The sequence below is a fragment of the Spiribacter vilamensis genome, assembly GCF_004217415.1.
Taxonomy (GTDB): domain Bacteria; phylum Pseudomonadota; class Gammaproteobacteria; order Nitrococcales; family Nitrococcaceae; genus Spiribacter; species Spiribacter vilamensis.
Genome location: NZ_SHLI01000001.1, coordinates 1,485,926 through 1,508,630, shown reverse-complemented (window position 1 = coordinate 1,508,630; position 22,705 = coordinate 1,485,926). Strand labels below are relative to the sequence as shown.

Below are 22,705 nucleotides of genomic sequence, written 5' to 3'. Positions count from 1 at the left end.
GGCGGCAGACTACCCTCGGGTGGCGTTACAGGACGAGTAAGTCCACCGGTGACGCGTTCAGCATTCGTGTCGTGACGCTGTAGCGGAGGAAGGTCTCGACGCCGGTGCGCTGGCGGGGCGCGAGCACGATGAGATCGCTGCCTTCGCGTTCCGCGACTTCCAGGATCGTGGCGGCGACCGGGCGTGGGTCCGCTTCCACGCGCTGCGCCACCATCCCCAGGTTCGATTCCGTGACCAACCGGTCGAGGGCGTCCGCCGCTACGGCCTGTGCATGGGCGAGCATCTTCTCCTGACCGGCGTCCGTCGCCTGATTGCTGGCAGTCGCTGATCGCTCCAGGGATCCGGCGACATGCAGGACCGTAACGGAGGCATCGGCGATCAGTGACTGACTGGCGAGCTGATCGGCGGCCTCGCGCGATCCCGCCGAGAGATCTGTGGTCAGCAGCACTCTTCGATAATCCTCGATCGGTGGCCCCTGGACAACAAGGACGGGCCGCTCGGCATGGGCGATGATGCGCTCGGAGGTCCCGCCCAGGAACAGGTCCCGGAATGGCCGTTTGCGGTGGCTGCCAAGCACGATCAGGCGGGTGTCATCGCTCAAGCTGGACTGGATGCCCACCTCGATGCTCCCAGCCGTCCGGACATCGGTCGAGCAGCTGATGCCATCCGATGTCTCGATTGTCCGTGCAAGCCGCTGTAGGATCGTAGAGACCTGATCACGCTGGCTTTCGATCAGCGCAGCAGGCTGGTCGGTATCAATCACATAGACCAGCCTGATTGCCAGACCATGTCGACGTGCCAGCAGTGTGGCGCGGCGTTGTGCGCGCTCGGAGCGGTCGCTCAGGTCGGTCGCAACGAGGAGATGGTTCATCGAGGGAAGCGATTCATGGAATTCATGCTCAACTCCGCATTCGCCGAGGTCGCCACGCTGCTGATGCTTGCCGCCGTCATCGGCTCGATCGGCCTCGTGCTGCGCCAGCCGCTGATCGTGAGTTTCATTGCGGTGGGGATTATCGCCGGTCCCTCCGTCCTCGACATCGTTCACTCCGAAGAGCAAATCGAGCTACTGTCCGAACTGGGCATCGCAATCCTCTTGTTCCTTGTCGGCATCAAGCTCGATATAAAACTGGTCCGTTCACTCGGCGCCGTCGCGGTCATTACCGGGCTCGGCCAGGTCGCGTTTACGGCCGGTTTCGGCTTTGTCATCGGGCTGATGATGGGACTGGATCCGGTGACCTCGATCTACGTCGCCGTTGCGCTTACGTTCTCCAGTACCATCATTATTGTCAAGCTGCTCTCCGACAAGCGCGAGATCGAATCCCTGCATGGCCAGATCGCGCTCGGGTTCCTGATTGTCCAGGACCTGGTGGTGGTCGTCGCCATGATCGTGCTCTCGACCCTGGGCATTGGCAGCCAGGAGGGCGGGGGCGGTATGAGCGTCCTGCTGGTTCTGGCGGCCGGCGTCGCGCTGGTCGGCCTCGTGGTGCTCTTCGTACGCTATGCCGCGAATCCCCTCAGTGCCCGTCTCGCGCAAGCACCGGAACTGCTCGTGATCTTCTCCATTGCAATGGCCGCGGTGATTGCCACCGTGGCGGATGTCATTGGATTGGGGAAGGAACTGGGCGGACTGCTGGCCGGGGTGTCGCTCGCCTCGACCCCCTATCGCGAGACTATCTCCGCCCGACTGGCGCCGCTACGCGACTTCATGCTGCTGTTCTTCTTCATCTCGCTCGGGTCGACGCTGGATATGACGCTGCTGGGCGATAGCCTCGGCATGGCGCTTGTTTTCTCCGCGTTCGTGCTGATCGGCAACCCGCTGATCGTGCTGGCGATCATGGGGGCCATCGGCTATCGGCGTCGAACCGGTTTCCTCGCCGGGCTGACAGTCGCGCAGATTTCCGAGTTTTCGCTGATTTTCATCAGCATGGGACTAACGCTGGGTCATATCGGCGAGGAGGCGCTGGGCCTGGTGACACTGGTCGGCCTGGTCACCATCGCCGTGTCGGTCTACATGATCACGTATTCAGGTCAGCTGTACGATCGCTTCGGTCCCTATCTCTCCGTTTTCGAGCGCAGGACACCCTGGCGCGAGCCCGAGGGCGAGTTCCAGCACAGCGGTCGGACCTTCGATGTGGTGATCTTCGGCATGGGGCGCTTTGGTACGGCGATCGGCCTGCGTCTGCAAAAGCGCGGCCTGTCCGTGCTGGGGATCGATTTCAATCCGCGGGCGGTCCACCGCGCCCGGGAACTGGGGCTCAACGCCGATTACGGGGATGCGGCGGATCCGGAATTCGTCGGCTCGCTGCCACTGGATGGTGCGCAATGGGCCCTGAGCACCATGCCCCGGCATCCCACGGGCCTGAGCCATGAGGACAGCCGTCATACCCTCGCGCAGGTGATTCGCGCGCATCCGTTCAATGGCCGGATCGCCATCGCCTCGCACAATGCCCACGAGAGCGAGGAGCTGCGTGAGCATGGTGCGGATATGGTGCTGGAGCCATTCCAGGACGCCGCCGACCGGGCCGTAGACCTGATCTGCGGCGCCGAGGAATTGCAGAGGACGCCGATACCGACGATTGCGCCGGACGAGACGCCCGACGAATCGTCCTGATGCTCAGCCTTCGCCGGCAGCCTTGTCGAGACCGACGTTGTTCTTCTCGAGGACGCGATCGGCGCGGTAACTCGAGCGCACCAGCGGGCCGGAGACCACCTCCAGGAATCCCTTGCCGAGGCCGATCTCGCGGTAGCGCTCGAACTCCGTCGGCGTTACATACCGATCCACCGGCAGATGGTTGACCGTGGGGCGCAGGTACTGCCCGAAGGTCACGATATCGATACCGATGGCGCGTAGATCGTCCATGGTCTCGATGATCTCTTCGTCGGTCTCGCCCAGGCCCAGCATGAGGCTGGTCTTGGTGAGCACGTCCGGGCGCCGCTGCTTGGCATAGGCGAGGACATCCAGCGTCTGCTGATAGCCCGCCCGCGGATCCCGGACCGGATGGGTGAGGCGCTTGACCGTCTCGACGTTCTGGGCGAAGACCTCCAGCCCGGTATCCACGACGGTGTTGATCGCCTCGTGGCGGCCGTTGAAGTCCGGGGTCAGGGCCTCGACGGCGGTGTTCGGGTTGCGGCGCTTGATCTCGCGAATGCAGTCCGCATAGTGCTGTGCCCCGCCGTCGGGTAGGTCATCGCGATCCACCGAGGTCAGCACGACGTACTTCAGGCCCATCAGCTCGACGGTGGTCGCGGCGCCGTTGGGCTCGTTGTCATCAAGCCAGCCCTTCGGGTTGCCGGTGTCGACTGCGCAGAACTTGCACGCCCGCGTGCAGACGTCGCCCATGAGCATGATCGTGGCCGTGCCGGCACTCCAGCACTCACCCATGTTGGGACACATGGACTCTTCGCAGACCGTTGCCAGCTTGTGTTCGCGTACGGTGTTGCGGACCTTCTGATACGTCTCGCCCGTCGGGACCTTGACGCGCAGCCAGTCCGGTTTGTCGCCGCGCCCGATCGGTGCCGTGTCCCGCTGCGCCTTGACGCCGTTCTTGATTGCACGAATGCCGTTGTCCTTGTCGACCTTCTGGCCGCTGACAACAACGGGGATGCCCTTGAGTTCCGGCATGTCCGACTCCTTGCCTGGTTCAGTCCTTGCCGTAGGGGTTGTTCATGACCGAAAACCAGTTGGCGTGGGCCTTGTCGGCGTCCTTCCGGTAGGTCTCAACCTCCTCGCGGCTCATTTCCTCGCGCAGACGGCCGTCACTGACCGGCCGCGGATCGTGGCCCTGCTGCTGCTCGTCGTTCGACGATGTTGTCGGGTCGTGTTCTGTCTCGTTCGGCCGTTCATTGCTCATGACGACACCTCCGAATCCTGACCATCTGTTGTAAAATCCAGTATACGTTCGAAACCGGATCGCCTCCATGGCCGCAACGTCACAGCCCCATGCCCATCGCGAACTGGATCTGCGCGGCCTGAGCTGCCCGCTACCCATCCTGCGCACCAAGCAGGCACTCCGCGACATGGCGGTCGGCGAGTGCGTGGCCGTGCAGGCGACGGACCCGCACGCCGTGATCGATTTCCGTGCCTTTTGTGACACCACCGAGCACCGGCTGTTGCACGAGGAGCAGGGCGACGACGTGCTCACATTCTGGCTTGAGAAGGGCCCTTGAGCCGGGCCAGGAGCGACTCCGCCACCACCGACAGCCGGCGGGTGAACGACGGCGCCTGGTGCCAGCTCAGACTGATCAGTTCCATGCGCTCGCGCCGCTCGAGGAGCAGGTCATCACTGGTGCCGAGGTCATCCACCAGGCCCAGTTCAAGCGCGCGCTCCCCCAGCCAGTGTTCCCCGGTCGCGACCCGGTCGAGGTCGAGCCGCGGGCGGTAGCGCGCGATGTGGTGCTTGAACAGGTCGTGGATTTCCTCGAGCGACTCGCGGAATTTCTCCCGCCCTTCATCGGTGTTCTCGCCGAACATCGTCAGCGTGCGTTTGTACTCGCCGGCGGTATGCAGCTCGAACTCGACGTCGTTGCGCTTGAGCAGGCCATGGAAGTTGGGTAGCTGGGCCACTACGCCGATCGAGCCGATCAGGGCGAACGGAGCAGCGACGATCCGATCCGCTACACAGGCCATCAGGTAGCCGCCGCTGGCGGCAACCCGGTCGACCGAGATGGTTAGCCGGATGTTGGCCTCGCGCAGCCGGGCCAGCTGGCTGGCGGCGAGGCCGTAACCGGGGACGGCGCCGCCGGGGCTCTCGAGCCGCACCAGGACCTCGTCGTCGCGCTTGGCGCTGGCAATGATGGCGCTGACTTCCTCGCGCAGCGAATCAACCGCCGTGGCGCGGATATCACCGTCGAAATCGAGAACGAACAGGCGTGGCAGTCGGCCCTCACCCTCCTGCTTGCGCTTTTTCTGGCGGCGCTCTTTCAGGCGCTGCAGGAGGTTGCGGCGGTTGCGCTGCAGGCCGTGCTGGATGCGACGGCTCATGGCCTCGTAGCGGCGATTGAGTGGCTCGACCTCGAGCTCCTCGCGATGACGGCCGCGACGGCGGCTGGTCATGCCGCCGATCATGCCCAGCAGCACCCCAAAGGCGACCAGCAGGGTAAGCACGCGAGCCAGGAAAGAGGCATAATCCTGCACGAATTCCATCGCATTCTCCTTTGATGAATGCCGATCGTGATAAAGCACCGAGTTTACGCGAGCCACCACGTGAAAGAAGCCACCCGGCGCAGGGGAGGGCAAGACCGATGATGAATGAACCGGCATTTCTCCATCGCGGTGTCGAGGTGTGGACACTGCGGCAGGTCGATCGGGCGAGTGCTGTGCAGAAGGGAACGGCATTTCGGGCATTCAAGCGTCGCCTGCCGGTACTGGTGGAAGACCGCGATTTCTTTGTCGAAACGATTGCTGCCCCGAGCGACGAGGCGACCGCCCGGTTGCTGGCACGAATGCGCGAGGCCGGAGCGCTCTATCAAAGCAGCCAGGCCGCGATCCTGGTCACCCGCAACGCCTGTACGCAGATGCAGGGCGTTGCTAGTCTTCGCTCGCAATGAACACGCTTGCCACCTGGTTGCAGCCCTGGGAACCGTCGCTACCGGTGTTCCTTGCCTGTGCGCTCGCGGTCAGCCTGTATGCCATCGGCATGATGCGCGGCGCGCAACCGGGATTCTGGGCGGCACTGTCGTATTTCGGCGGGATCGCGTTGATCTACGCGGTCACACAGACGCATTACGACTACTATTCGCAGTACCTGTTTGCCGCCCATCGCCTCCAGCATCTGATTCTGCATCACCTCGGGCCGTTCCTGATTGCCCTGGCGATGCCGGCGTCGGTGCTGGCCACGGCCATGCCGGCACGGATCCGGGCGCTGCCGCAGGGGCGTGCGGCACCGGCCTTTCGGGTACTTCGAACGATCTACCGCGGGCTGCAACAACCGTTCATCGCCGGGACGCTTTTCGTGGGGCTGATCTACTTCTGGCTGACCCCCGAGATCCATTTCGATGCCATGCTGAGCATCGATCTCTACTGGTTCATGAACTGGACGATGATGCTCGACGGGCTGCTGTTCTGGTGGCTTATATTCGAGCGTGGCAATCCGGGATCGACACCCCGGCTGAGTCCCGGACGTCGTATCCTGTTGCTGGCACTGGTCATGCCGCCGCAAATCGCCCTGGGTGCCTACATCACCTTCAGCCGGCAGAATCTGTTCGAGATATACGATGTCTGTGGCCGGGCGTTTCCCATCGATCCGCTGCTCGACCAGCAGATCGGCGGGCTGATTACCTGGATTCCGGCGTCGATGATGAGCGTAATGGCCGCCGTGATCGTGCTGGCATTCCGTCTGGAGAGGAGTGACTCCGATGCATAACCGATATTCCGGCCTGGCCGCCCGCATCGTCCTGCCGATCCTCATGGCCGTGGGGCTCGGTGCCTGCGGCGGCAGTGGCTACCAGACCAAGGGGATCGAGGGACTGCTGCCCGATCTGACCTTCCGCCTGACCAGCGAGACCGGCGAGACGATCACCGCCGCCGACATGGAGGGCGCGCCAACGGTGGTCTTTTTCGGATTCACGCACTGCCCGGATGTCTGCCCGACCGCCATGGCGCGGATAACCGCGGCCACGAAAGCGGCCGGCGAGGGGCTGGATACCGAGCTCCAGGTGCTGTTTGTCTCGGTGGATCCCGGTCGGGATACGCCACAGCGTCTCAGCGACTACACCGCGTTCTTCAGTGACCGGGTGACCGGGGCCACGGCGCCGGTCGAGCGGGTCCGGGAGCTCACCAAGCGCTACCGTGCAACCTTCGGCTATGACAAACCGAATGAATACGGGGACTACAACGTCTCCCACTCCAGCGCGATGTATGTGTTCGATGCCGACGGCGATGCCCGGGCGCTGTTCCGCCCGAGCGACAGCGTGACCGCGATGGCCGCCGATCTTCGGCGCATCGCCCGGAGCTAGTCCTCGAACAGGTCCTTGTCGGTCACGGCGCCGTAGGAGGCCGAGCTCACCAGCCGGGCGAACTTGCCCAGCACCCCGCGCCGGTAGTTGGGCGGTCGCGGCTGCCAGTGGGCACGGCGTTCGGCGAGCGTGTCCTCGCTGACCGCGACCTCGAGGAGGTTCCGGTCGGCATCGATGATCACGGTATCGCCTTCCTCCACCAGTCCGATGTTGCCGCCGCTGGCCGCCTCCGGCGCCACGTGCCCGACGACCATGCCATAGGTGCCGCCGGAGAACCGGCCATCGGTGATCAGGCCCACCGCGTCACCCAGCCCGCGGCCGATGATCGCCGATGTGGGAGCGAGCATCTCGCGCATGCCCGGGCCTCCCTTCGGCCCCTCGTAGCGGATGATGACCACGTCACCCGCCTGGATGCTGTCGTTGAGGATCGCCTCCATGGCGAGCTCCTCGGAGTCGAACACCCGGGCGGGTCCCTCGATGCGGCGTTTCTTGATACCGCTGACCTTGGCGACCGCCCCCTCGGCGGCCAGGTTGCCGCGCAGGATCGCCAGATGCCCCTCGGCGTACACCGGATTGTCGAAGTCGTGGATGACCGTCTGGTCAGCCGGCGGCGTCGCCGGCACGTCGGCCAGCAGCTCGGCGATGGTCTGGCCGGTGATGGTCATGCAGTCACCATGCAGCAACCCTTTCGCGAGCAGCATCTTCATGACCTGTGGTGTCCCGCCGACATCGTGGAACTCACTGGTCACGAACCGTCCCGAGGGCTTGAGGTCGCAGAGCACCGGCACCTGCTGGCGGATACGCTCGATATCGTCGATGGAGAAATCCACCTCGCAGGCGTTGGCGATGCCCAGCAGATGCAGTACCGCGTTCGTCGATCCGCCTAGCGCCATGACCACGGTTACCGCGTTCTCGACGGCCGGGCGGGTCATGATGTCGCGGGGCAGGCGCTGGTGATGGATGGCGTCGACCAGTACCTCGGCGGCGCGGCTCGCGACCTCGCGGGCCTCGTCATCCACCGCCGACACCGTGCTCGAGCCCATGAGGCTCATCCCCATCGCCTCGAAGGCGCTGGACATCGTGTTGGCGGTGAACATGCCCCCGCAGGAACCGGCCCCCGGGCAGGCATTCATCTCCACGCCCTTGAGATCCTCGTCCGACAGGTTGCCGGCCGCGGACTGTCCCACCGCCTCGAAGGCACTGACGATGGTGAGATCCTCGCCCTTGTAATGGCCGGGCTTGATGGTGCCGCCGTAGACAAAGATCGCCGGGATATTCAGCCGGGCGATGCCGATCATCGCCCCGGGCATGTTCTTGTCGCAGCCGCCGGTGGCAAGGACGCCATCGAGGCTCTGGCCGTTGCAGACGGTCTCGATGGAATCGGCGATCACCTCGCGGGATACGAGGGAGTATTTCATCCCCTCGGTGCCCATGGAGATGCCGTCGGAGATGGTGATCGTGCCGAAGCTCACCGGCATGGCACCGGCACTGCGCAGGGCGTCACTGGCGCGCTCGGCCTGCGCGCCGATGCCGATGTTGCAGGGCGTGATGGTGCTGTGGGCATTCCCGACGCCAACGATGGGCTTTTCGAAGTCGTCATCGGTGAAGCCAACGGCTCGCATCATTGCGCGGTTGGGGGTGCGAGCGCGTCCCTCGGTGACGACGCGGCTACGGCGGTTGTCGGCCATTTCCAGTCCTTGATTGCGTGACAGAGAAGATCAGACCGTCAAAATACGAAACTCCGGGACGGCTGGCAATTGTTGCCGGTCATCATTCGGGGCATCGGAATGGCATACTCTGTGGCCGATCGAAGCGACAGGGCAGGCACGGGCGGTGACAACGCCAAAGAACCGCTACGAGGCGGATCTGGCCGGCGGGGATTTCGTCGACGACGAGGCGCAGCGCGTCGCGGTCGAGGCGCTGGATACGCTGCATGCATCCCTGCTCGCGCAGCCCTCGCGGCCGACGGGCTGGCGCGGCTGGTGGGATCGCCATCGCGGCAAGTCAACCGATGTCATTCCGGGGTTGTACCTATGGGGTGGCGTCGGCCGGGGCAAGACCTACCTGATGGATACGTTCTACGAATGCCTGCCGGCGGAGATCGGTAAGCGGCGGGTGCATTTCCACCGCTTCATGCAGTCCGCCCACTACCGTCTGCGCTGGCTCCGGGAGCAGCCCGATCCGCTCCGCAGCCTCGCCACGGAATGGGCGGCCGATCTGCGGGTGTTGTGCTTCGACGAGTTCTTTGTCAGTGATATCGGTGACGCCATGATCCTCTCGGGCCTCCTCCACGGTCTGATCGACGAGGGGGTAACGCTGGTGGCGACGTCGAACATCCCCCCGGAGGGGCTCTACGCGGGCGGATTGCAGCGCGACCGGTTCCTGCCGGCAATCGAGCTGCTCGAGCGCAACCTGCGGGTCGTGAACGTCGATGGCGGCATCGACTATCGCCTGCGGCTGCTCAGCCGTGCGCCGATCTATCACGTCCCCGCGGACGATCGTGCCGAGACTGCGCTGGCGGAGACCTTCGAGCGGATGTGTCCGGAGCGCGATCACGAGACGCCGGAGCTTGCGATCAACCAGCGCGACATCCCCGTGCGCGCGCTTGGCGACGGCGTGCTCTGGTGCCGGTTCGGTGCCCTGTGCGAGGGACCGCGGAGCGCCGATGACTACGTCGAGATCGCCCGCCGGTTCCACACCGTCATCCTCTCGGGCGTGCCGATCCTTGATCGGGACCGGGAAGACGCGGCCCGTCGCTTCGCGGCCCTGGTGGACGAGTTCTACGATCGGGGCGTCAAGCTGATTATCTCGGCGACTGCGGATATCGAGTGGCTGTACCGCGGCCGGTACCTGCATTTCGAGTTTCGACGCATCGTCTCGAGGCTGCGGGAGATGCAGTCCTACGAGTATCTGGCCTTGCCCCACCGGCCGTGAAGGTTTTCCCCAGACCCTGTGGACAAGTCTGTGGAGGAACACGGGGATGAATGGCGCAAATGCCCTGATGACGGATGTTTTCGCGAATTGGTGAATCATTAACCATTTATAAATGGTCAATAAAAACAATGGGTTATGATTTATCCGCCGGTATCAGGCAGTTAGCGTTCCGCGGCGTCGCTCGCGGGCTCTATGCTGTGCACAACCGGATCTGTCAAGACCTATTTCATGAGTCCGCCGACGTGGGCAGCCACCCCACGGGCGAGGGCATCGAGGTCATATCCACCCTCGAGTAACGAGCAGATGTGACCCCCGCAGCAGTAGTTGGCGACGGCGACCAGCTCGTCGGTGATCCACGCGAAATCATCCGTTGTCAGGGCGAGTCCCGCGAGCGGGTCCTCGACGGCGGCATCGAACCCGGCCGAGATGATCAGCAGTTCGGGATCGAAGTCGATGAGCGCGGAGATCGCCTCGCAGTGGAATTGCTGGCGATAATCCGCCGACCCGGTCCCCTCGGGCATCGGGATGTTGAGGATATTACCGGGCCGGTTCTCCTTGCGGCTGCCCGTCCCCGGGAACAGCGGATACTGGTGGGTGGAGAGGTAGAAAAGCCCCTCGCGCCCGGTGAGGATGGTCTGTGTGCCGTTGCCGTGATGCACGTCGAAGTCGACCACGGCGACGCGCTGGACACCATGCGCGGCCTGCGCGTGCAGTGCCGCGATGGCCGCGTTGCTGAACAGGCAAAAGCCCATCGACTCGTCGGGCTCGGCATGGTGCCCCGGGGGGCGTGTGGCGCAGAAAACGCGCCGCGCGTCGCCATTCTGGATGGCATCGACCGCCTGAATCGCCGCGCCGGCGGAGCGCAGGGCGGCATCCCCCGATCCCGGCGACAGGGTGGTGTCGGCGTTGAACTGCGAATGACCGGCGGACGGGATAGCGGCCATTACGGCGTCGATGTAATCCTCGCCGTGGGCGCGTTGCAGGGCCGCTCGGGACGCCATCTCCGCCTCGTGGCGCTCGAGCTCGGAGAATCCGGGCGTGTCCAGCGCGGCGAGGATGGCCTCCAGCCGTTCGATGCGCTCGGGGTGATTGCTACCAGTATCGTGGTGCAGGCAATCGTTGTGGCTGATCAACCAGGTCGACACGTTGTTCACTCTCCGGGGTAGAAGGTTTGCCGAAATGCCACCGGGTAGGTCTCGCTACCGGCATGGGGGTTGACCTCGATCTCGAATATCAGCGCATCGCCCGCCTCGATCGGGAAGGTACCGACATAGGAGACCCAGCCATCTTCGCGGACACGCTGGGCACCGACCTCAGTCACCTTGTCATCCTCGTCACGGGCGAGGATATCCACCTGACCGGAGACCGCCTTGCCGTCGCGAAGGATGGTAATCATGACCATTCCCCGGGTGCGGCTGCGGACGATGCCGTATTCGCCGGCGACCTGGTCGTTGAGCATCCCGGTGGGTATGGCGCTGTAGTGGATTTCATAGTCGCCGAAGCGATCGGACTGCTGCGCGTGCGCAGCAACCGGGAGGCTCAGCAGCAGGGCCGCCACCAGGACGGCGATGCAGGGGCCGTAGTGCCTCATGTTCTTCTCTCCTTCAGGCCCGACAGATTCGGTAGAGCGCGACCTCTCCGAACAGGTTGGGAATCCAGCGCGCCAGTAACGGGCTCTTGTAGTCATGAGATAACACGCGCTGCTCGATAATGTGAATACTCAATTGCTCGCAGAGCGCTTCGAAGTCGTGGATCGTGCAGAAATGGATGTTCGGCGTCTCGTACCAGGCATAGGAGAGTGCATGGCTCATCGGCATCCGACCCTTGACCGCGAGATGCCAGCGCAGGCGGTAATAAGCGAAATTGGGGAAGGTCACAATCCCGGTCCGGCCCACCCGCAGCATCTCCCTCAGCAGCTGATCGGGCCGCTGCACGGCCTGCAGGGTCTGGGTGAGGATGACCTGATCGAAGGCATTGTCGTCGAAATCGGACAGCCCCTCGTCGATATCGCTCTCGATGACGTTGACGCCGTTGGCAATGCTCCGGGTGATGCCCTCCGGGTCGATCTCCAGGCCATAGCCCGTGGCCTGGCGGCGATCGAACAGGTGTCTGAGGAGACGACCGTCGCCACAGCCGAGGTCGAGTACTCGATCGCCACGACCGACCCAGCTGGCGACGATCTCCAGATCCGAGCGCAACGGACTCATACCCCGACCTCCGCGGCCACCCGCTGCATATACGTGGTAAACACCTCGCGATAACGCGGCACGGGCATGAGAAAGGCGTCATGGCCCTGGTTGGCGCGGATCTCGGCATAGCTGACCCGCTTGTCGGTATCGAGCAGGGCACGGACGATCTCGTGGCTTGCCGCCGGCGGGAACCGCCAGTCGCTGGTGAAAGAGGCAACGAAAAACGGCGCCGTGACGCCGCTGAGCGCCGCCGCCAGATCACCATCATGGCCAGCCGCCGGATCGAAATAGTCCAGTGCCCGCGTCATCAACAGATAGGTATTGGCATCGAAGCGGTCGACGAACGACTGCCCCTGGTAGCGCAGATAGCTCTCGACCTCGAACTCGACATCATAGTTGTAGCGATAGCCGCCGGCCGTGCCGCGCCGGTCGCGCCCGAATTTCTCGCCCATGGCCGCTTCCGAGAGATAGGTGATGTGACCGAGCATGCGCGCCAGCATCAGACCCGTCCGGGGTCGATCACCGGTGACGGCGTACCGGCCCTCCTGGAAGTCCGGATCGGAGCGGATCGCCTGGCGCGCGACCTCGTTGAAGGCGATGTTCTGTGCGGACAGGCGCGGCGCCGCGGCAATCACGACGGCATGCCGCAGGCGCTCGGGCTCGTCGATGGCCCATTGCATGGCCTGCATGCCACCCAGGCTGCCACCGGCCACCGCCGCCCAGCGTTCAATACCGAGATGATCGGCAAGTCGCGCCTGGCTGCGCACCCAGTCACGCACCGTTACGAGGGGGAAGTCGGCGCCGTAGAGGTGGCCGGTCTCGGGGTCTGTCGACGTTGGTCCGGTCGAGCCGTGACAGCCACCGAGATTGTTGCTGCAGACAACGAAAAACCGGTTGGTGTCCAGCGGTTTTCCCGGCCCGATGCAGGCCTCCCACCAGCCCGGCTTGCGCTCGTCGTGGTGGTGATAGCCCGCCGCATGGTGGTTCCCGGACAGCGCGTGGCAGACAAGGATGGCGTTGCTGGCGTCGGCGTTGAGCTCGCCGTAGGTCTCGTAGGCGATCGTATAGGCCGGCAGGACTCGCCCGGAGTCCAGCGCCAGGGGTTCGTCAAAATCCACGGTCCGGGGGGTAATGACCCCCACCGAGCCCTCGTCGGCCAGCGCTGTCATGGTTACATCATCAGCCCGGGGGCGATCTGGTCGAGCGGTGGCAGCACCAGCATCTTCACCACCTGAATGGCAACGATAGCGGCAAGCGGTGACAGGTCGATCCCGCCCAGATCGGGCAGGATCGCGCGGAATGGGCGAATGACCGGCTCGGTAAGACCGAGCAGGACCGTCGTTGCGGGATTGTAGTCATTGGGGCTGACCCAGGAGAGGATCGCCCGGACCACGATCGCGATCAGGTAGACGTTGAGCAGCAGGCTGATCAGCTCGGCCGGCGCACGCAGCAGCAGGTAATCGATACGTGGCGTCACCCCGGCGATGGCCATCAGTAGGCTGAGCGCGATGATCTGGAGAATGATCATCAGCACGATCGCCGCGATGTCGACGCCCCCCCAGGCGGGGATGAACCGACGCAGTGGCTGTAGCGCCGGCTGGGTGATGCGCACCAGGAACTGCGAGAGCGGGTTGTAGAAATCCGCCCGCGACCACTGCAGCAGGAAACGCAGCATGACCGCCATGATGTACAGGCTGAATACCGTGTCCACCAGGAAGGCGAGGGGGTTGGCGAGATAGCCCGATCCCACGACTACTGATCCCCCAGTTCGTTGCCCAGCTCCTCGGCGCGGTGGGCGGCGGCCCGCAGGGCCCGTCGGTAGAGCCCGGCCAGGTCGCCGTCTTCCAGTTCGCCGATGGCGGCGGCGGTGGTCCCTCCCGGCGAGGTTACCCGACGCTTGAGTTTATCGACGTCCTCGGGGCTTTCCAGCGCCATACGCGCCGCCCCCAGGGCGGTCTCGAGCGTGAGCAGATGCGCGGTCCTCGCGTCCAGTCCCATCGATTCGCCGGCGGCCTGCATGGCCTCCATGGTGAGGAAGAAATACGCGGGCCCGCTGCCGGAGATGGCGGTAACGGTATTCATGTCCTGCTCATCGGTCAGCCATACGACCATGCCCACGGCGCGGAGAATGCTCTCGGCGAGGTTGCGCTGCTCCTCGCTGACCTGCTCGTTGGCGAACAGGGCCGTCGCGCCGGTCTGCACGAGTGCCGGTGTATTGGGCATGGCTCGCACCACCGGGCTCTCGCCACCCAGCCAGCGATTGATGTCGGCGGAGCGAACCCCGGCCGCCACCGAGATCACGAGGCTTTTCTGATCACGGATATGGGGTGCGAGCTCGCGGGCCACGTCGGCGATCCGTGCCGGCTTGACGGCCAGCATGATCACGTCGGCACCGCGTATTGCCGTGGCGTTTTCCTGGAAGGCCTGGACGTCGAAATCGTCGATCAGGGCCTTGCGACGCTCGGCGTCCGGCTCTGCGATGCGCAGTCGGGTGGCCGGGTGGCGATCGGCGATCAGCCCGCCGATCAGGCTGCGGGCCATGTTGCCGCCACCGATGAAGGCGATGGTTTTCTCACTCAAGGCTGTTTCTCCGGTCGGGGTCCGAAAACGGCGGTACCGAGGCGAACCATTGTCGCCCCCTCGGCCACCGCCGCTTCCAGATCGTTGGACATGCCCATGGACAGGGTATCGAGTGCCAGTCCGTCGTCGATGAGCTCGGCCTGCTGCTCGCGCAGCCGGCGGAACGCGGCGCGCTGGGCGTCAAACTCGCTGACCGCCTCGGGCAGCGTCATCAGGCCGCGCAGGCGGATGTTGGGGAGGGCGGCAATGGCATGCGCCAGTTCCCGCACCGCCGCCGGCTCGGCGCCGGATTTGCTCGCCTCGCCGCTGACGTTGACCTGCAGACAGCACTGCAGCGGTGGCAGACCCTCGGGGCGCTGTTCCGACAGCCGTCGCGCGATCTTGAGCCGATCGACCGTATGCACCCAGTCGAATCCCTCGGCCACCGCCCGGGTCTTGTTGGACTGAATGGCGCCCACGAAATGCCACTCGATGGCCTCGGCAGCGAGGGCCTCGCGCTTGTCCGCGCCCTCCTGGAGGTAGTTCTCGCCAAAGGCGTGCTGCCCCTCGGCGAGCGCCGTTCGCAGCGCCGAGACGGGCTGGCGTTTGCTCACCGCAAGCAGCGCCACACTGCCCGGCTCGCGGCCGTAGGTCAGCTCCGCGTCGCGGATCCGCTGGCGCACGGCAGCCAGGCGTGTAGCGATGTCGTTTTCATCGGTCGTTGTCATGGCGAAATAATACGGCGGGAGGTGTCATGGCGTCGAATACCGGTTCGTGGTCCGGGGGCTTTCCGGGGTGTTCCACCGGGCTCATGAGAGACGCGGAGCGTTTCGGGCGGTGGATATCATTCTTCACGGCGTCTCAAAATCGCCCGGTGAAACACCCCGGAAAGACGTGGAAGGTCACGGGTGGTGAGCGTGGGGTCTACGACTGGCCTTGTGAGGCATCCCTCCTAAGTTTTCCAACGACCCACTACATACGCTATACATGTATGTCACCGGACACACCGAGGATATCTACTTGGCCGAACAAACACTTGAACGGGTGCGTCGCGGTGACGAGGAGGTCGTGAGTGCGGCGGAGTTCTGGCGTGGCGTGGACAGTTGAGTATGCGCGCTCCCTTGCGTGGCTCGCTCACCGGTCTATGGCGCTACCGGGTGGGCGCCTATCGGGTGATCTGCGAGATTCAAGATGAGCGGCTCGTCGTGATAGGCACATGATGTAGCGAGAGAGCATTGATGTACCGCCAATCTTAAATGGCTGGAGCACCGGTTTATGCGGCGCTTTTACTTCAACATCTGCATAAGCGGCCAGTTAGCCGTACATGCTGGTGGAAATCGCTTGAGGAAACGTTTCTACTCAGCTGAATTGGAGATGTTCTGAGCAGGCGATGTGGCCGCTCATACCGCATATTCGGTACCCCTAGTACCCATCTGTGTCAAAATTCAATAATACGTTTACGAGAGGTTTCCCATGAATCTCCAGAAAATCGAAGATGAGGCGCTCCACCTTCCTAAAAAGGAACGGGCCCAATTGATCCAGCGACTGGTGTTGAGTCTGGAGTCTCCGTCAGACGACGAGCTCAAATCCGATTGGTTGCTGGAGGCTCAACGCAGAGGCGAAGAGATCGACAACGGAACAGTTCAGGCTGTGTCTGGTGAAGATGTTATGAGGAAGGCTAAAGCACTGATCAAATGAATTATTCTTTCCACCCGGCGGCGGAAGTCGAGTTCCTGGAGTCAGTTGGTTATTACGAATCAAAAGTTCCGGGATTAGGTGGTGCCCTTATAGAGGAATTTGAGATTCTGGCCATTGCCCATGACCGGCGGCGTCCGCAGTACTGGCTAGGCAGGCTTTAACAATCGGCTGCACAGCGACCGAGTTTCCGCTGCTTAGCGGATCCAGACCGGCGCGTGAGTCGGGCGTTAGAGTCTTTGAGACTAGAGAATTATGGAGTTTGATATGAAATTAGCAGTTGTTCCCGAGCCCAGTGAGGAAGGTGGGTACACCGCTTACGTGCCCAGCCTGACAGGATGCATTAGCGAAGGCGAAAACAAAGATGAGGCTCTAAAAAATATCAGGGAGTCCGTCGAACTGTACTTGGAGACCGTCGAAGACGACGCGACATATGGGCCAGATTCCGAGATTACGGAAGTAGCTGTATGAGCAAGGTCCCAGGCCAAAGGGTTTTCGGTGTCTTTTCCCGGGCGATTTTGAGACGCCGTTAAGAATGATATCCACCGCCTGAAACGCCCCGCGTCTCTCATGAGCCCGGGAAAAGACACCGAAAAACTCCGCGCTATGCCGGCTTTGCCGGTAACTCCACCCATTCGACGCTGTTAACGGTCGCCGCAACGCCGTTCCGAAACGGATGCAGGCTGTGCCACGGCCCGAAGGCGATGAGCCGCAGCGTCTGCCGGGTCTCCTCGGGGGTGTCGCTCAGGTAGCGCCCCAGCAGATTGAGCACGCCGCCCTCGTGGACGCCGGGGCGGTCGTCATTAAGGGCCACCCGGGCCGGTACGCCAGCCTGCTCGAGTGACGCGAGACCGGCAATAGCGACATCGGCCAGCGCCGGGATGAAAAACCGGGACGGGACCAAACGACCGGGGAGGCCATGCTCCCCGCCGAGCAGTACCAGTCGCGTTTGATCGGGATGGCGTTCTGCCAGTGCAATGGCCGGACCGACACCGAGATCCTCGCCCAGGATCAGTAACCGGTCATTGGCATTGGTCTGGATCGGCCGACCCTGCAGGGATGACACGGCGACCGGCGTGCCCGGCCGTATCCCCGCTGGCAGTTGGGCGCCGGGGAGGATCCCCGCCAGCCAGCCCTCGCCGGTATCGGCATCGCGGACCGGCAGGCAGCAGCGCTGGCCATTCAGGTCCAGCCACAGCCACTGACCCGGCGCCGGCGATTCGGCCGTCCACTCGATGCGGATGAGCCACCAGTCGTCGGTGACCGGTGTCGCGTCGATCAGCCGTGCCGGCGTCATGCCTCGTCGGGTCGGTGCACCAGTCGGCCGGCGACCAGTGTGTGAGTGGCACGCGCGCTGAATTCCCAGCCCAGGAAGGGCGAGTTGTGGCCGCGGCTGCGCAGTGTCTCCCGGGTGCAGAACCAGGGGGCGACGGGGTCGACCACGGTAAGGTCCGCGGCGCCGCCGACCGCCATGCGCCCGACCTCGAGTCCCAGCAGGCGAGCCGGCTCGACGGTGACCGTGGCCAGCGCGCGCGGCAGGGTCAGGATCCCGTCCTCGACCAGTCGCAGTACCAGTGGCAGCAGCGTGTCGAGTCCGCTGGCACCGGGCGCGGTGCTCGCGAAGGGCCCATCCTTGGCATCCTGGTCATGCGGCTGGTGGTCGGAGCAGATGATGCGGATGACCCGATCGGCAACGGCCTGCCGCAGCGCCTGACGATCGACGATGTCACGCAGCGGCGGGTCGAGATGGAAGCGGGCGTCGTATTCCATGGCGTCCTGATCGGTCAGGAAAAGCTGATGGATGGCGACATCGGCGGTGAGGTGCCGGTTCTCGCCGAGCTCGCCGGTCAGCAGGCGCACCCCTTCCGCGCTTGAGAGGCGACCGAAATGCACCCGGGCGCGGGTGCCCCCTGCCACCGCCAGTTGACGCCCGAGGCCGGCGGTCTCCGCCGCCGCCGGGACGCCCGGCAGACCGAGCCGTGTTGCCGTCGGGCCTTCATTCAGGCAACCGGTTGCCAGGTCCGTATCCACCGGGGTCAACAGGACCGGTAGCGCGAACGTGCAGGCGTAGTCGAGGGCCCGCTGCAATACCAGCGAATCCCGGATCGGATGACCGCCATCGGCGACCGCCGGGCAGCCGGCCGCGGCCAGCCCGGCCATGCCGGAGAGCTGCTCGCCGGCCAGCCCCAGCGTCAACGCCCCGAGGGGCACGACCCGGGCACTGGCGGCGTGATCGGCCCGGCGGACTACCTGTTCGACCACCGACGGGCTGTCCATGACCGGATGCGTATCCGGCGGCATGACCAGCGTCGTGATGCCCGCGGCGGCCGCGGCACGGGTCTCGCTGACAATATCGGCCTTGCGGGTACCACCCGGCTCGCGCAGCCGTGCGCTCAGGTCGATCAGTCCCGGTATGACCCAGCGATCCGTGGCGTCCACGGACTCGTCCGGGGTGAAGTCGTCGATGGGGCCACCAAGCTGGACGATGCGGCCATCCGCGACGGCGACATCGCCGACTTCGTCGAGCCCGCTCTCGGGGTCGATCAACCGGCCGTTGCGTATCAGGATGCGGCTCATGAGGCCTCCCGCGGATTGTCGGGCTGCACGCCCAGCACCATGGTCATGACCGCCATGCGGATCGCGATACCGTTGGTGACCTGGTCGAGGATGACCGAGCGCGGCCCGTCGGCGAGCTCGGAGTCGATCTCTACACCGCGGTTGATCGGGCCCGGGTGCATGACGATCGCCTCCGGGTGGGCGGCGCGCAGACGCGATTCGGTGAGCCCGTAGTGGCGAAAGTATTCCGACTCGCCGGGCAGCAGGGCCCCCTGCATGCGTTCATGCTGCAGGCGCAGGGCGATGACCACATCCACGTCCCGCAGTCCGGCCTCGAGGTCGTTGTAGACATGCGTGCCAAGCGTATCCACATCGGCCGGCAGCAGGGTGTTCGGTGCAATCACCCGGACCTCGCCGGCGCCGAGGCCATTGAGGGCATGGATCTGCGAGCGCGCCACGCGCGAGTGGCGGATGTCGCCGACAATGGCGATCCGCAACGGCTCGAACGCACCCTTGTGCTGCCGAATGGTGTAGGCATCGAGCATCGCCTGGGTGGGATGGGCATGCCAGCCGTCACCGGCGTTGAGCACGGCGACGCCCGGGTTGACGTGCCGTGCGAAATACTCCGCAGCGCCGCTCTGGTCATGGCGAATGACGAACATGTCGGCCTGCATCGCCTGCAGATTGCGCAGCATGTCGAGCAGGCTCTCGCCCTTGGTGGTGGTGGTGTCGACGGCGATGTTGAGGACATCGGCGGAGAGGCGCTTGGCGGCGAGTTCGAAGGTGGTCCGGGTGCGGGTGCTCGACTCGAAGAACAGGTTGACCACCGTGCGACCGCGCAGCAGCGGGACGGTCTTGACCGATTTGCCGATGACCCCGGCAAACGACTCGGCGGTGTCGAGGATGCGCGTGAGCAGGCGCGGGTCCAACCCCTCGGTGGTCAGGAAATGGCGCAGTTCGCCCCGTTCGTTGAGTTGGACGCTCATGGGCTTGCCTCCTCGATCACCAGGTGCAGCGGATCGGGACCGCGCAGCTTGACGCGCTGGCCCGGTGCGAGGTCGATGGGCGCTGCGACAATGTCCGCCGCGATCGGCAGCTGGCGGCCCGGACGCTCGAGCAACACCGCGAGTCGTACCGCCGCCGGGCGGCCATAATCGAATATCTCGTTCAGGGCGGCGCGAATGGTCCGGCCGGTGTAGAGGATATCGTCGACGAGGATTATCACCCGGTCATCGATATCCAGCGGCATCTTCGATGGCCTTACGGCGCCGGGTAGGCCGCCCCGGGCAAGATCGTCGCGATAGAACGCGATATCCAGCGTCCCCGGCGCCTCCTGCCAGCCCAGCCGTTGCTGGAGTGCCTGTGCCAGCCAGGCGCCGCCCTGGTGGATGCCGACCAGCGTGCATCGTGCGGGGCCTTCCGCCTCGGCAAGCGCGGCGACACGCTCGGTCAGGGTGGTTAATAGCGGTTCGATGTCGGGCAGGTCTGTCATTACGGGGTCTGCTCGCTTAGCCAAGTCTCGAGGATGATACGCGCCGCCTCGGCATCGATCACCTTCGCCGGGCGACCGCGCTGGCGCAGGTCGCTCCGCGCCTCGTGGCTCGACAGGTGCTCGTCGATGCGATGGACGCTGCAGCCGGTGCGTCGCGCCAGTTCCCCCGCAAACCGCTCCGCGAGGCGGGTACTGTGCGAGGCACTGCCATCGGCGTGACGCGGGATGCCGACCACCAGCGCGGTGGGGCGCCACTCACGGATCAGCGATTCGAGTCGTGACCAGTCGGGCGTGCCCTCGTGGCATTCGAACACCTCGAGCGCACGGGCGTTACCGGTGATGGCCTCACCGGCGGCGATGCCGAGGCGCTTGCTGCCGGCATCGAACCCGAGGTAGGTGCCACTGCTCATCGCTCTCCCTCGCCGAACGACCAGGTGCGGGTGACGATCAGCTCGTCGTTGCCCTGCAGGACCTCGGGCGGTACCGCGGGGTAGGGGGCGGCACTCTGCACCAGTGAACGGGCCGCATCCTGCAGGGCGGGATGATCGCTGCCGCCGAGGATCCGTGTATCGACAACCTCCCCATCCGCGGTCAGCGTGATGGCGACGACGACACGGCCCGTGATGCCGGCCTCGATCAGCTCGCGCGGATACTCCCGGTTGCCGAGCGTCTCGGTATGGACGATCCAGTCGCGCAAATAGCGCGCCGTCGGTGCATCCTCGGTGGTGCCGTCGACGGCGCGCTGCCGGGGGCTGGATGCCGATGGGGTCGGCCACGACTCGCGGGCCGCGCCGGTGACCAGGCGCAGCGACGGCTGCCGGGTTGTCGAAGCCGGCTGAACGGTCACCTCGAGCGGCTCCCGAGTCTCGATTCGGGGTACTGACAGGCCGGCGGGTCCGACGGGCCCGAAAATCACGATCAGGTGCACCAGCGCCGACACGAATATCGCCATCAGCAGGCGATCACGGACCAGGGCGGCATCTTCCATCAGTGACTAGCGATCGGCGTTCAGCCGCCGCTCGATGACGGCGAACAGCTCACCGGCGATGTTCACACCCTGCTGGGTGTCGATCTCGCGGACGCAGGTCGGGGAGGTGACGTTGACCTCGGTGAGATAGCCGCCGATAACGTCCAGCCCCGCGAAGACGATCCCCTGCTCGGCGAGCAGCGGCCGGACCTGGTCGACGATCCAGTACTCGCGCTCGGTGAGCGGTCGGGCGACGCCCCGCCCGCCGGCGGCCAGGTTGCCGCGGCTCTCGCCGGCGGCGGGCAGGCGCGCCAGGGCATAGTCCACTGGTTGGCCGTCCACCACCAGGATGCGGCGATCGCCGTCACTGATCTCCGGCAGATAGCGCTGGGCCATGACATAGCGTGTCCCGCGCTCGGAGAGCTGCTCGATAATGACGCTGGTGTTGGGGTCGCCCGCCTTCACGACGAAGATCGCCTCGCCACCCATGCCATGCAGCGGCTTGAGGACGGCCTGCCCCTGGGCGTCGATGAATGCCCGCAGCGGGGCGGCCCGCATTTCCACCACCGTCGGGGTGCAGCACTGCGGGAAATTCGCGATGGCGAGTTTCTCCTGCACGTTGCGCAGACCCGACGGGCGGTTGATGACCTGGACACCGGCGCGCTCGGCCACCTCGAGGATATGTGTGGCATACACAAAGGCGCTGTCCACCGGCGGGTCCTTGCGCATGAGCAGGACATCGAGCTGGTCCAGCGGCGCCTCCTCGCGCTCGCCGATGGTGAACCAGTCGTGGTTGTCATCGCGGACTTCAAGCCGCGTCCCGTCGCCCCAGGCCACGCCGTCGCGCAGGGATAAATCGGCGAGCGTGTAGTAATGGATCGTCCAGCCGCGCCGCTGCGCCTCGAGCAGCATGGCAAGCGTAGTGTCCTTGTACGGGGTGATCCCCTCGATGGGATCCATGACAACGCCGAGGTGATGGGGCATAGCAGGCACTCCTTTGGAAGGCCGCAGTATAAGGCATCACTCCGGACGCGTCGCCAGCGCCTTGCTTGCCTTGATATCAGGGGATAGTTTGCACTCACTGACTGCAAAGAGGCGCTCGTCATGGCAGCAATGACAATTCGTCATCTCGACGAAGCATTGAAGCACCGCTTGCGTATACAGGCGGCCGAGCATGGTCGTTCCATGGAGGATGAGGCCCGGGACATCCTGCGGGTCGCCCTGAGCAGCGACGATGCCGAGGCGGGATCGCTCTACGAGACTATCCGTCGCCGTGTCGAGCCGCTGGGTGGCGTGGAGCTGGATGTTCCCCGGCGGGAGCCGATGCGAGAGCCGCCGGACTTGTCCGAATGATCATCC

29 protein-coding genes are annotated in these 22,705 nt (G+C 64.7%); 10 read left to right on the top strand and 19 right to left on the bottom strand.

Annotated features, from left to right (window positions below):
* Positions 1-25: 25 nt before the first annotated feature.
* On the bottom strand, positions 26-871 hold the full coding sequence (locus EV698_RS07580; protein WP_130503483.1) for a universal stress protein: 846 nt from the start codon (positions 869-871) through the stop codon (positions 26-28).
* 15 nt (positions 872-886) lie between these two features.
* On the opposite strand from EV698_RS07580, the gene EV698_RS07575 reads away from it, so the two are divergent.
* The gene (locus EV698_RS07575) at positions 887-2,611 is read left to right on the top strand and encodes a cation:proton antiporter (protein ID WP_130503482.1); all 1,725 of its coding nucleotides are present in this window, start codon (positions 887-889) and stop codon (positions 2,609-2,611) included.
* A gap of 3 nt (positions 2,612-2,614) precedes the next feature.
* On the opposite strand, the gene lipA is transcribed toward EV698_RS07575, so the two are convergent.
* Both lipA and EV698_RS07565 read right to left on the bottom strand, forming a co-directional pair.
* Positions 2,615-3,622: a lipoyl synthase gene (lipA, locus tag EV698_RS07570; RefSeq protein WP_130503481.1), complete on the bottom strand. Its 1,008-nt coding sequence runs from the start codon at positions 3,620-3,622 to the stop codon at positions 2,615-2,617.
* A gap of 19 nt (positions 3,623-3,641) precedes the next feature.
* The gene (locus tag EV698_RS07565) at positions 3,642-3,851 is read right to left on the bottom strand and encodes a hypothetical protein (RefSeq protein WP_130503480.1); all 210 of its coding nucleotides are present in this window, start codon (positions 3,849-3,851) and stop codon (positions 3,642-3,644) included.
* Between the two features lie 67 nt (positions 3,852-3,918).
* Between EV698_RS07565 and EV698_RS07560 the strand changes: the two genes are divergently transcribed.
* Positions 3,919-4,167, top strand: coding sequence for a sulfurtransferase TusA family protein (locus EV698_RS07560; RefSeq protein ID WP_130503479.1), 249 nt, complete (start codon positions 3,919-3,921; stop codon positions 4,165-4,167).
* Here EV698_RS07560 and sohB read toward each other — a convergent pair.
* Positions 4,139-5,143, bottom strand: coding sequence for a protease SohB (gene sohB / locus EV698_RS07555; protein ID WP_130503478.1), 1,005 nt, complete (start codon positions 5,141-5,143; stop codon positions 4,139-4,141). The genes EV698_RS07560 and sohB overlap by 29 nt on opposite strands.
* Positions 5,144-5,241: 98 nt before the next feature.
* On the opposite strand from sohB, the gene EV698_RS07550 reads away from it, so the two are divergent.
* From EV698_RS07550 to EV698_RS07540, 3 genes are read left to right on the top strand one after another with little or no spacing between them, the layout of a single operon-like run.
* Positions 5,242-5,547, top strand: coding sequence for a hypothetical protein (locus EV698_RS07550; protein ID WP_130503477.1), 306 nt, complete (start codon positions 5,242-5,244; stop codon positions 5,545-5,547).
* Positions 5,544-6,362, top strand: a complete 819-nt coding sequence (locus EV698_RS07545; protein ID WP_130503476.1) for a cytochrome c oxidase assembly protein — start codon at positions 5,544-5,546, stop codon at positions 6,360-6,362. The genes EV698_RS07550 and EV698_RS07545 overlap by 4 nt, the downstream gene beginning before the upstream one ends.
* The gene (locus EV698_RS07540) at positions 6,355-6,954 is read left to right on the top strand and encodes an SCO family protein (protein ID WP_130503475.1); all 600 of its coding nucleotides are present in this window, start codon (positions 6,355-6,357) and stop codon (positions 6,952-6,954) included. Before EV698_RS07545 ends, EV698_RS07540 begins: the two co-directional genes overlap by 8 nt.
* Here the strand turns inward: EV698_RS07540 and ilvD are convergent.
* On the bottom strand, positions 6,951-8,642 hold the full coding sequence (gene ilvD, locus EV698_RS07535) for a dihydroxy-acid dehydratase (RefSeq protein ID WP_130503474.1): 1,692 nt from the start codon (positions 8,640-8,642) through the stop codon (positions 6,951-6,953). The genes EV698_RS07540 and ilvD overlap by 4 nt on opposite strands.
* 145 nt (positions 8,643-8,787) lie before the next feature.
* Between ilvD and zapE the strand changes: the two genes are divergently transcribed.
* Positions 8,788-9,888, top strand: coding sequence for a cell division protein ZapE (zapE, locus tag EV698_RS07530; RefSeq protein ID WP_130503473.1), 1,101 nt, complete (start codon positions 8,788-8,790; stop codon positions 9,886-9,888).
* 221 nt (positions 9,889-10,109) lie between these two features.
* Here zapE and EV698_RS07525 read toward each other — a convergent pair whose 3' ends face one another.
* Genes EV698_RS07525 through EV698_RS07495 form a run of 7 tightly spaced genes read right to left on the bottom strand, consistent with a single transcriptional unit; the run spans position 10,110 to position 15,364 of the window.
* Positions 10,110-11,042 carry a histone deacetylase family protein gene (locus EV698_RS07525; RefSeq protein WP_239016231.1) on the bottom strand — a complete coding sequence of 311 codons (933 nt, stop codon included), beginning with the start codon at positions 11,040-11,042 and terminating at the stop codon, positions 10,110-10,112.
* The gene (locus tag EV698_RS07520; RefSeq protein WP_165385751.1) at positions 11,039-11,479 is read right to left on the bottom strand and encodes a DUF4426 domain-containing protein; all 441 of its coding nucleotides are present in this window, start codon (positions 11,477-11,479) and stop codon (positions 11,039-11,041) included. Before EV698_RS07520 ends, EV698_RS07525 begins: the two co-directional genes overlap by 4 nt.
* 13 nt (positions 11,480-11,492) lie before the next feature.
* On the bottom strand, positions 11,493-12,095 hold the full coding sequence (gene metW / locus EV698_RS07515; protein ID WP_130503471.1) for a methionine biosynthesis protein MetW: 603 nt from the start codon (positions 12,093-12,095) through the stop codon (positions 11,493-11,495).
* Entirely contained in the window at positions 12,092-13,246 is a 1,155-nt protein-coding gene (gene metX, locus EV698_RS07510; protein WP_130503470.1) for a homoserine O-succinyltransferase MetX, read from the bottom strand. Before metX ends, metW begins: the two co-directional genes overlap by 4 nt.
* 2 nt (positions 13,247-13,248) lie before the next feature.
* The gene (locus tag EV698_RS07505; RefSeq protein WP_130503469.1) at positions 13,249-13,827 is read right to left on the bottom strand and encodes a YggT family protein; all 579 of its coding nucleotides are present in this window, start codon (positions 13,825-13,827) and stop codon (positions 13,249-13,251) included.
* 2 nt (positions 13,828-13,829) lie between these two features.
* Positions 13,830-14,657 (bottom strand): pyrroline-5-carboxylate reductase, encoded by an 828-nt coding sequence (gene proC, locus EV698_RS07500; RefSeq protein WP_130503468.1) that lies wholly within the window; start codon positions 14,655-14,657, stop codon positions 13,830-13,832.
* Positions 14,654-15,364, bottom strand: coding sequence for a YggS family pyridoxal phosphate-dependent enzyme (locus EV698_RS07495; RefSeq protein WP_130503467.1), 711 nt, complete (start codon positions 15,362-15,364; stop codon positions 14,654-14,656). The genes proC and EV698_RS07495 overlap by 4 nt, the downstream gene beginning before the upstream one ends.
* A gap of 381 nt (positions 15,365-15,745) precedes the next feature.
* Between EV698_RS07495 and EV698_RS07485 the strand changes: the two genes are divergently transcribed.
* The 3 genes from EV698_RS07485 to EV698_RS07475 all read left to right on the top strand — a co-directional run bounded on the left by EV698_RS07485 (position 15,746) and on the right by EV698_RS07475 (position 16,802).
* Positions 15,746-15,856: a type II toxin-antitoxin system RelE family toxin gene (locus EV698_RS07485; RefSeq protein ID WP_130503466.1), complete on the top strand. Its 111-nt coding sequence runs from the start codon at positions 15,746-15,748 to the stop codon at positions 15,854-15,856.
* Between the two features lie 253 nt (positions 15,857-16,109).
* Positions 16,110-16,334 (top strand): addiction module protein, encoded by a 225-nt coding sequence (locus tag EV698_RS07480; RefSeq protein WP_130503465.1) that lies wholly within the window; start codon positions 16,110-16,112, stop codon positions 16,332-16,334.
* Positions 16,335-16,586: 252 nt separating this feature from the next.
* A complete protein-coding gene (locus EV698_RS07475; RefSeq protein WP_338069102.1) occupies positions 16,587-16,802 on the top strand; it encodes a type II toxin-antitoxin system HicB family antitoxin in 216 nt (71 codons plus the stop codon).
* A 133-nt stretch (positions 16,803-16,935) separates the two neighbouring features.
* On the opposite strand, the gene EV698_RS07470 is transcribed toward EV698_RS07475, so the two are convergent.
* From EV698_RS07470 to gshB, 7 genes are read right to left on the bottom strand one after another with little or no spacing between them, the layout of a single operon-like run.
* Positions 16,936-17,628, bottom strand: coding sequence for a hypothetical protein (locus EV698_RS07470; protein ID WP_130503463.1), 693 nt, complete (start codon positions 17,626-17,628; stop codon positions 16,936-16,938).
* On the bottom strand, positions 17,625-18,908 hold the full coding sequence (locus EV698_RS07465; RefSeq protein WP_130503462.1) for a dihydroorotase: 1,284 nt from the start codon (positions 18,906-18,908) through the stop codon (positions 17,625-17,627). The genes EV698_RS07470 and EV698_RS07465 overlap by 4 nt, the downstream gene beginning before the upstream one ends.
* Positions 18,905-19,873 carry an aspartate carbamoyltransferase catalytic subunit gene (locus EV698_RS07460; protein ID WP_130503461.1) on the bottom strand — a complete coding sequence of 323 codons (969 nt, stop codon included), beginning with the start codon at positions 19,871-19,873 and terminating at the stop codon, positions 18,905-18,907. Before EV698_RS07460 ends, EV698_RS07465 begins: the two co-directional genes overlap by 4 nt.
* Entirely contained in the window at positions 19,870-20,379 is a 510-nt protein-coding gene (gene pyrR, locus EV698_RS07455; protein ID WP_130503460.1) for a bifunctional pyr operon transcriptional regulator/uracil phosphoribosyltransferase PyrR, read from the bottom strand. Before pyrR ends, EV698_RS07460 begins: the two co-directional genes overlap by 4 nt.
* Positions 20,379-20,789 (bottom strand): Holliday junction resolvase RuvX, encoded by a 411-nt coding sequence (gene ruvX / locus EV698_RS07450; protein WP_130503459.1) that lies wholly within the window; start codon positions 20,787-20,789, stop codon positions 20,379-20,381. The genes pyrR and ruvX overlap by 1 nt, the downstream gene beginning before the upstream one ends.
* A complete protein-coding gene (locus EV698_RS07445) occupies positions 20,786-21,367 on the bottom strand; it encodes an energy transducer TonB (RefSeq protein ID WP_130503458.1) in 582 nt (193 codons plus the stop codon). The genes ruvX and EV698_RS07445 overlap by 4 nt, the downstream gene beginning before the upstream one ends.
* Before the next feature lie 6 nt (positions 21,368-21,373).
* The gene (gene gshB, locus EV698_RS07440) at positions 21,374-22,330 is read right to left on the bottom strand and encodes a glutathione synthase (RefSeq protein ID WP_130503457.1); all 957 of its coding nucleotides are present in this window, start codon (positions 22,328-22,330) and stop codon (positions 21,374-21,376) included.
* Between the two features lie 120 nt (positions 22,331-22,450).
* Here gshB and EV698_RS07435 point away from each other — a divergent pair, with 120 nt between their 5' ends.
* Entirely contained in the window at positions 22,451-22,699 is a 249-nt protein-coding gene (locus EV698_RS07435) for a FitA-like ribbon-helix-helix domain-containing protein (RefSeq protein ID WP_130503456.1), read from the top strand.
* Positions 22,700-22,705: the final 6 nt, after the last annotated feature.

Excerpts from the sequence above, each read along its gene's own strand:
- EV698_RS07580 (WP_130503483.1), bottom strand. The coding sequence starts at position 871 with ATGAACCATCTCCTCGTTGCGACCGACCTGAGCGACCGCTCCGAGCGC.
- EV698_RS07575 (WP_130503482.1), top strand. The coding sequence starts at position 887 with ATGGAATTCATGCTCAACTCCGCATTCGCCGAGGTCGCCACGCTGCTG.
- lipA (WP_130503481.1), bottom strand. The coding sequence starts at position 3,622 with ATGCCGGAACTCAAGGGCATCCCCGTTGTTGTCAGCGGCCAGAAGGTC.
- EV698_RS07565 (WP_130503480.1), bottom strand. The coding sequence starts at position 3,851 with ATGAGCAATGAACGGCCGAACGAGACAGAACACGACCCGACAACATCG.
- EV698_RS07560 (WP_130503479.1), top strand. The coding sequence starts at position 3,919 with ATGGCCGCAACGTCACAGCCCCATGCCCATCGCGAACTGGATCTGCGC.
- sohB (WP_130503478.1), bottom strand. The coding sequence starts at position 5,143 with ATGGAATTCGTGCAGGATTATGCCTCTTTCCTGGCTCGCGTGCTTACC.
- EV698_RS07550 (WP_130503477.1), top strand. The coding sequence starts at position 5,242 with ATGATGAATGAACCGGCATTTCTCCATCGCGGTGTCGAGGTGTGGACA.
- EV698_RS07545 (WP_130503476.1), top strand. The coding sequence starts at position 5,544 with ATGAACACGCTTGCCACCTGGTTGCAGCCCTGGGAACCGTCGCTACCG.
- EV698_RS07540 (WP_130503475.1), top strand. The coding sequence starts at position 6,355 with ATGCATAACCGATATTCCGGCCTGGCCGCCCGCATCGTCCTGCCGATC.
- ilvD (WP_130503474.1), bottom strand. The coding sequence starts at position 8,642 with ATGGCCGACAACCGCCGTAGCCGCGTCGTCACCGAGGGACGCGCTCGC.
- EV698_RS07520 (WP_165385751.1), bottom strand. The coding sequence starts at position 11,479 with ATGAGGCACTACGGCCCCTGCATCGCCGTCCTGGTGGCGGCCCTGCTG.
- metW (WP_130503471.1), bottom strand. The coding sequence starts at position 12,095 with ATGAGTCCGTTGCGCTCGGATCTGGAGATCGTCGCCAGCTGGGTCGGT.
- metX (WP_130503470.1), bottom strand. The coding sequence starts at position 13,246 with ATGACAGCGCTGGCCGACGAGGGCTCGGTGGGGGTCATTACCCCCCGG.
- EV698_RS07495 (WP_130503467.1), bottom strand. The coding sequence starts at position 15,364 with ATGACAACGACCGATGAAAACGACATCGCTACACGCCTGGCTGCCGTG.
- EV698_RS07485 (WP_130503466.1), top strand. The coding sequence starts at position 15,746 with ATGCGCGCTCCCTTGCGTGGCTCGCTCACCGGTCTATGGCGCTACCGG.
- EV698_RS07480 (WP_130503465.1), top strand. The coding sequence starts at position 16,110 with ATGAATCTCCAGAAAATCGAAGATGAGGCGCTCCACCTTCCTAAAAAG.
- EV698_RS07475 (WP_338069102.1), top strand. The coding sequence starts at position 16,587 with ATGGAGTTTGATATGAAATTAGCAGTTGTTCCCGAGCCCAGTGAGGAA.
- EV698_RS07470 (WP_130503463.1), bottom strand. The coding sequence starts at position 17,628 with ATGACGCCGGCACGGCTGATCGACGCGACACCGGTCACCGACGACTGG.
- EV698_RS07465 (WP_130503462.1), bottom strand. The coding sequence starts at position 18,908 with ATGAGCCGCATCCTGATACGCAACGGCCGGTTGATCGACCCCGAGAGC.
- EV698_RS07460 (WP_130503461.1), bottom strand. The coding sequence starts at position 19,873 with ATGAGCGTCCAACTCAACGAACGGGGCGAACTGCGCCATTTCCTGACC.
- pyrR (WP_130503460.1), bottom strand. The coding sequence starts at position 20,379 with ATGACAGACCTGCCCGACATCGAACCGCTATTAACCACCCTGACCGAG.
- ruvX (WP_130503459.1), bottom strand. The coding sequence starts at position 20,789 with ATGAGCAGTGGCACCTACCTCGGGTTCGATGCCGGCAGCAAGCGCCTC.
- EV698_RS07445 (WP_130503458.1), bottom strand. The coding sequence starts at position 21,367 with ATGGAAGATGCCGCCCTGGTCCGTGATCGCCTGCTGATGGCGATATTC.
- gshB (WP_130503457.1), bottom strand. The coding sequence starts at position 22,330 with ATGCCCCATCACCTCGGCGTTGTCATGGATCCCATCGAGGGGATCACC.
- EV698_RS07435 (WP_130503456.1), top strand. The coding sequence starts at position 22,451 with ATGGCAGCAATGACAATTCGTCATCTCGACGAAGCATTGAAGCACCGC.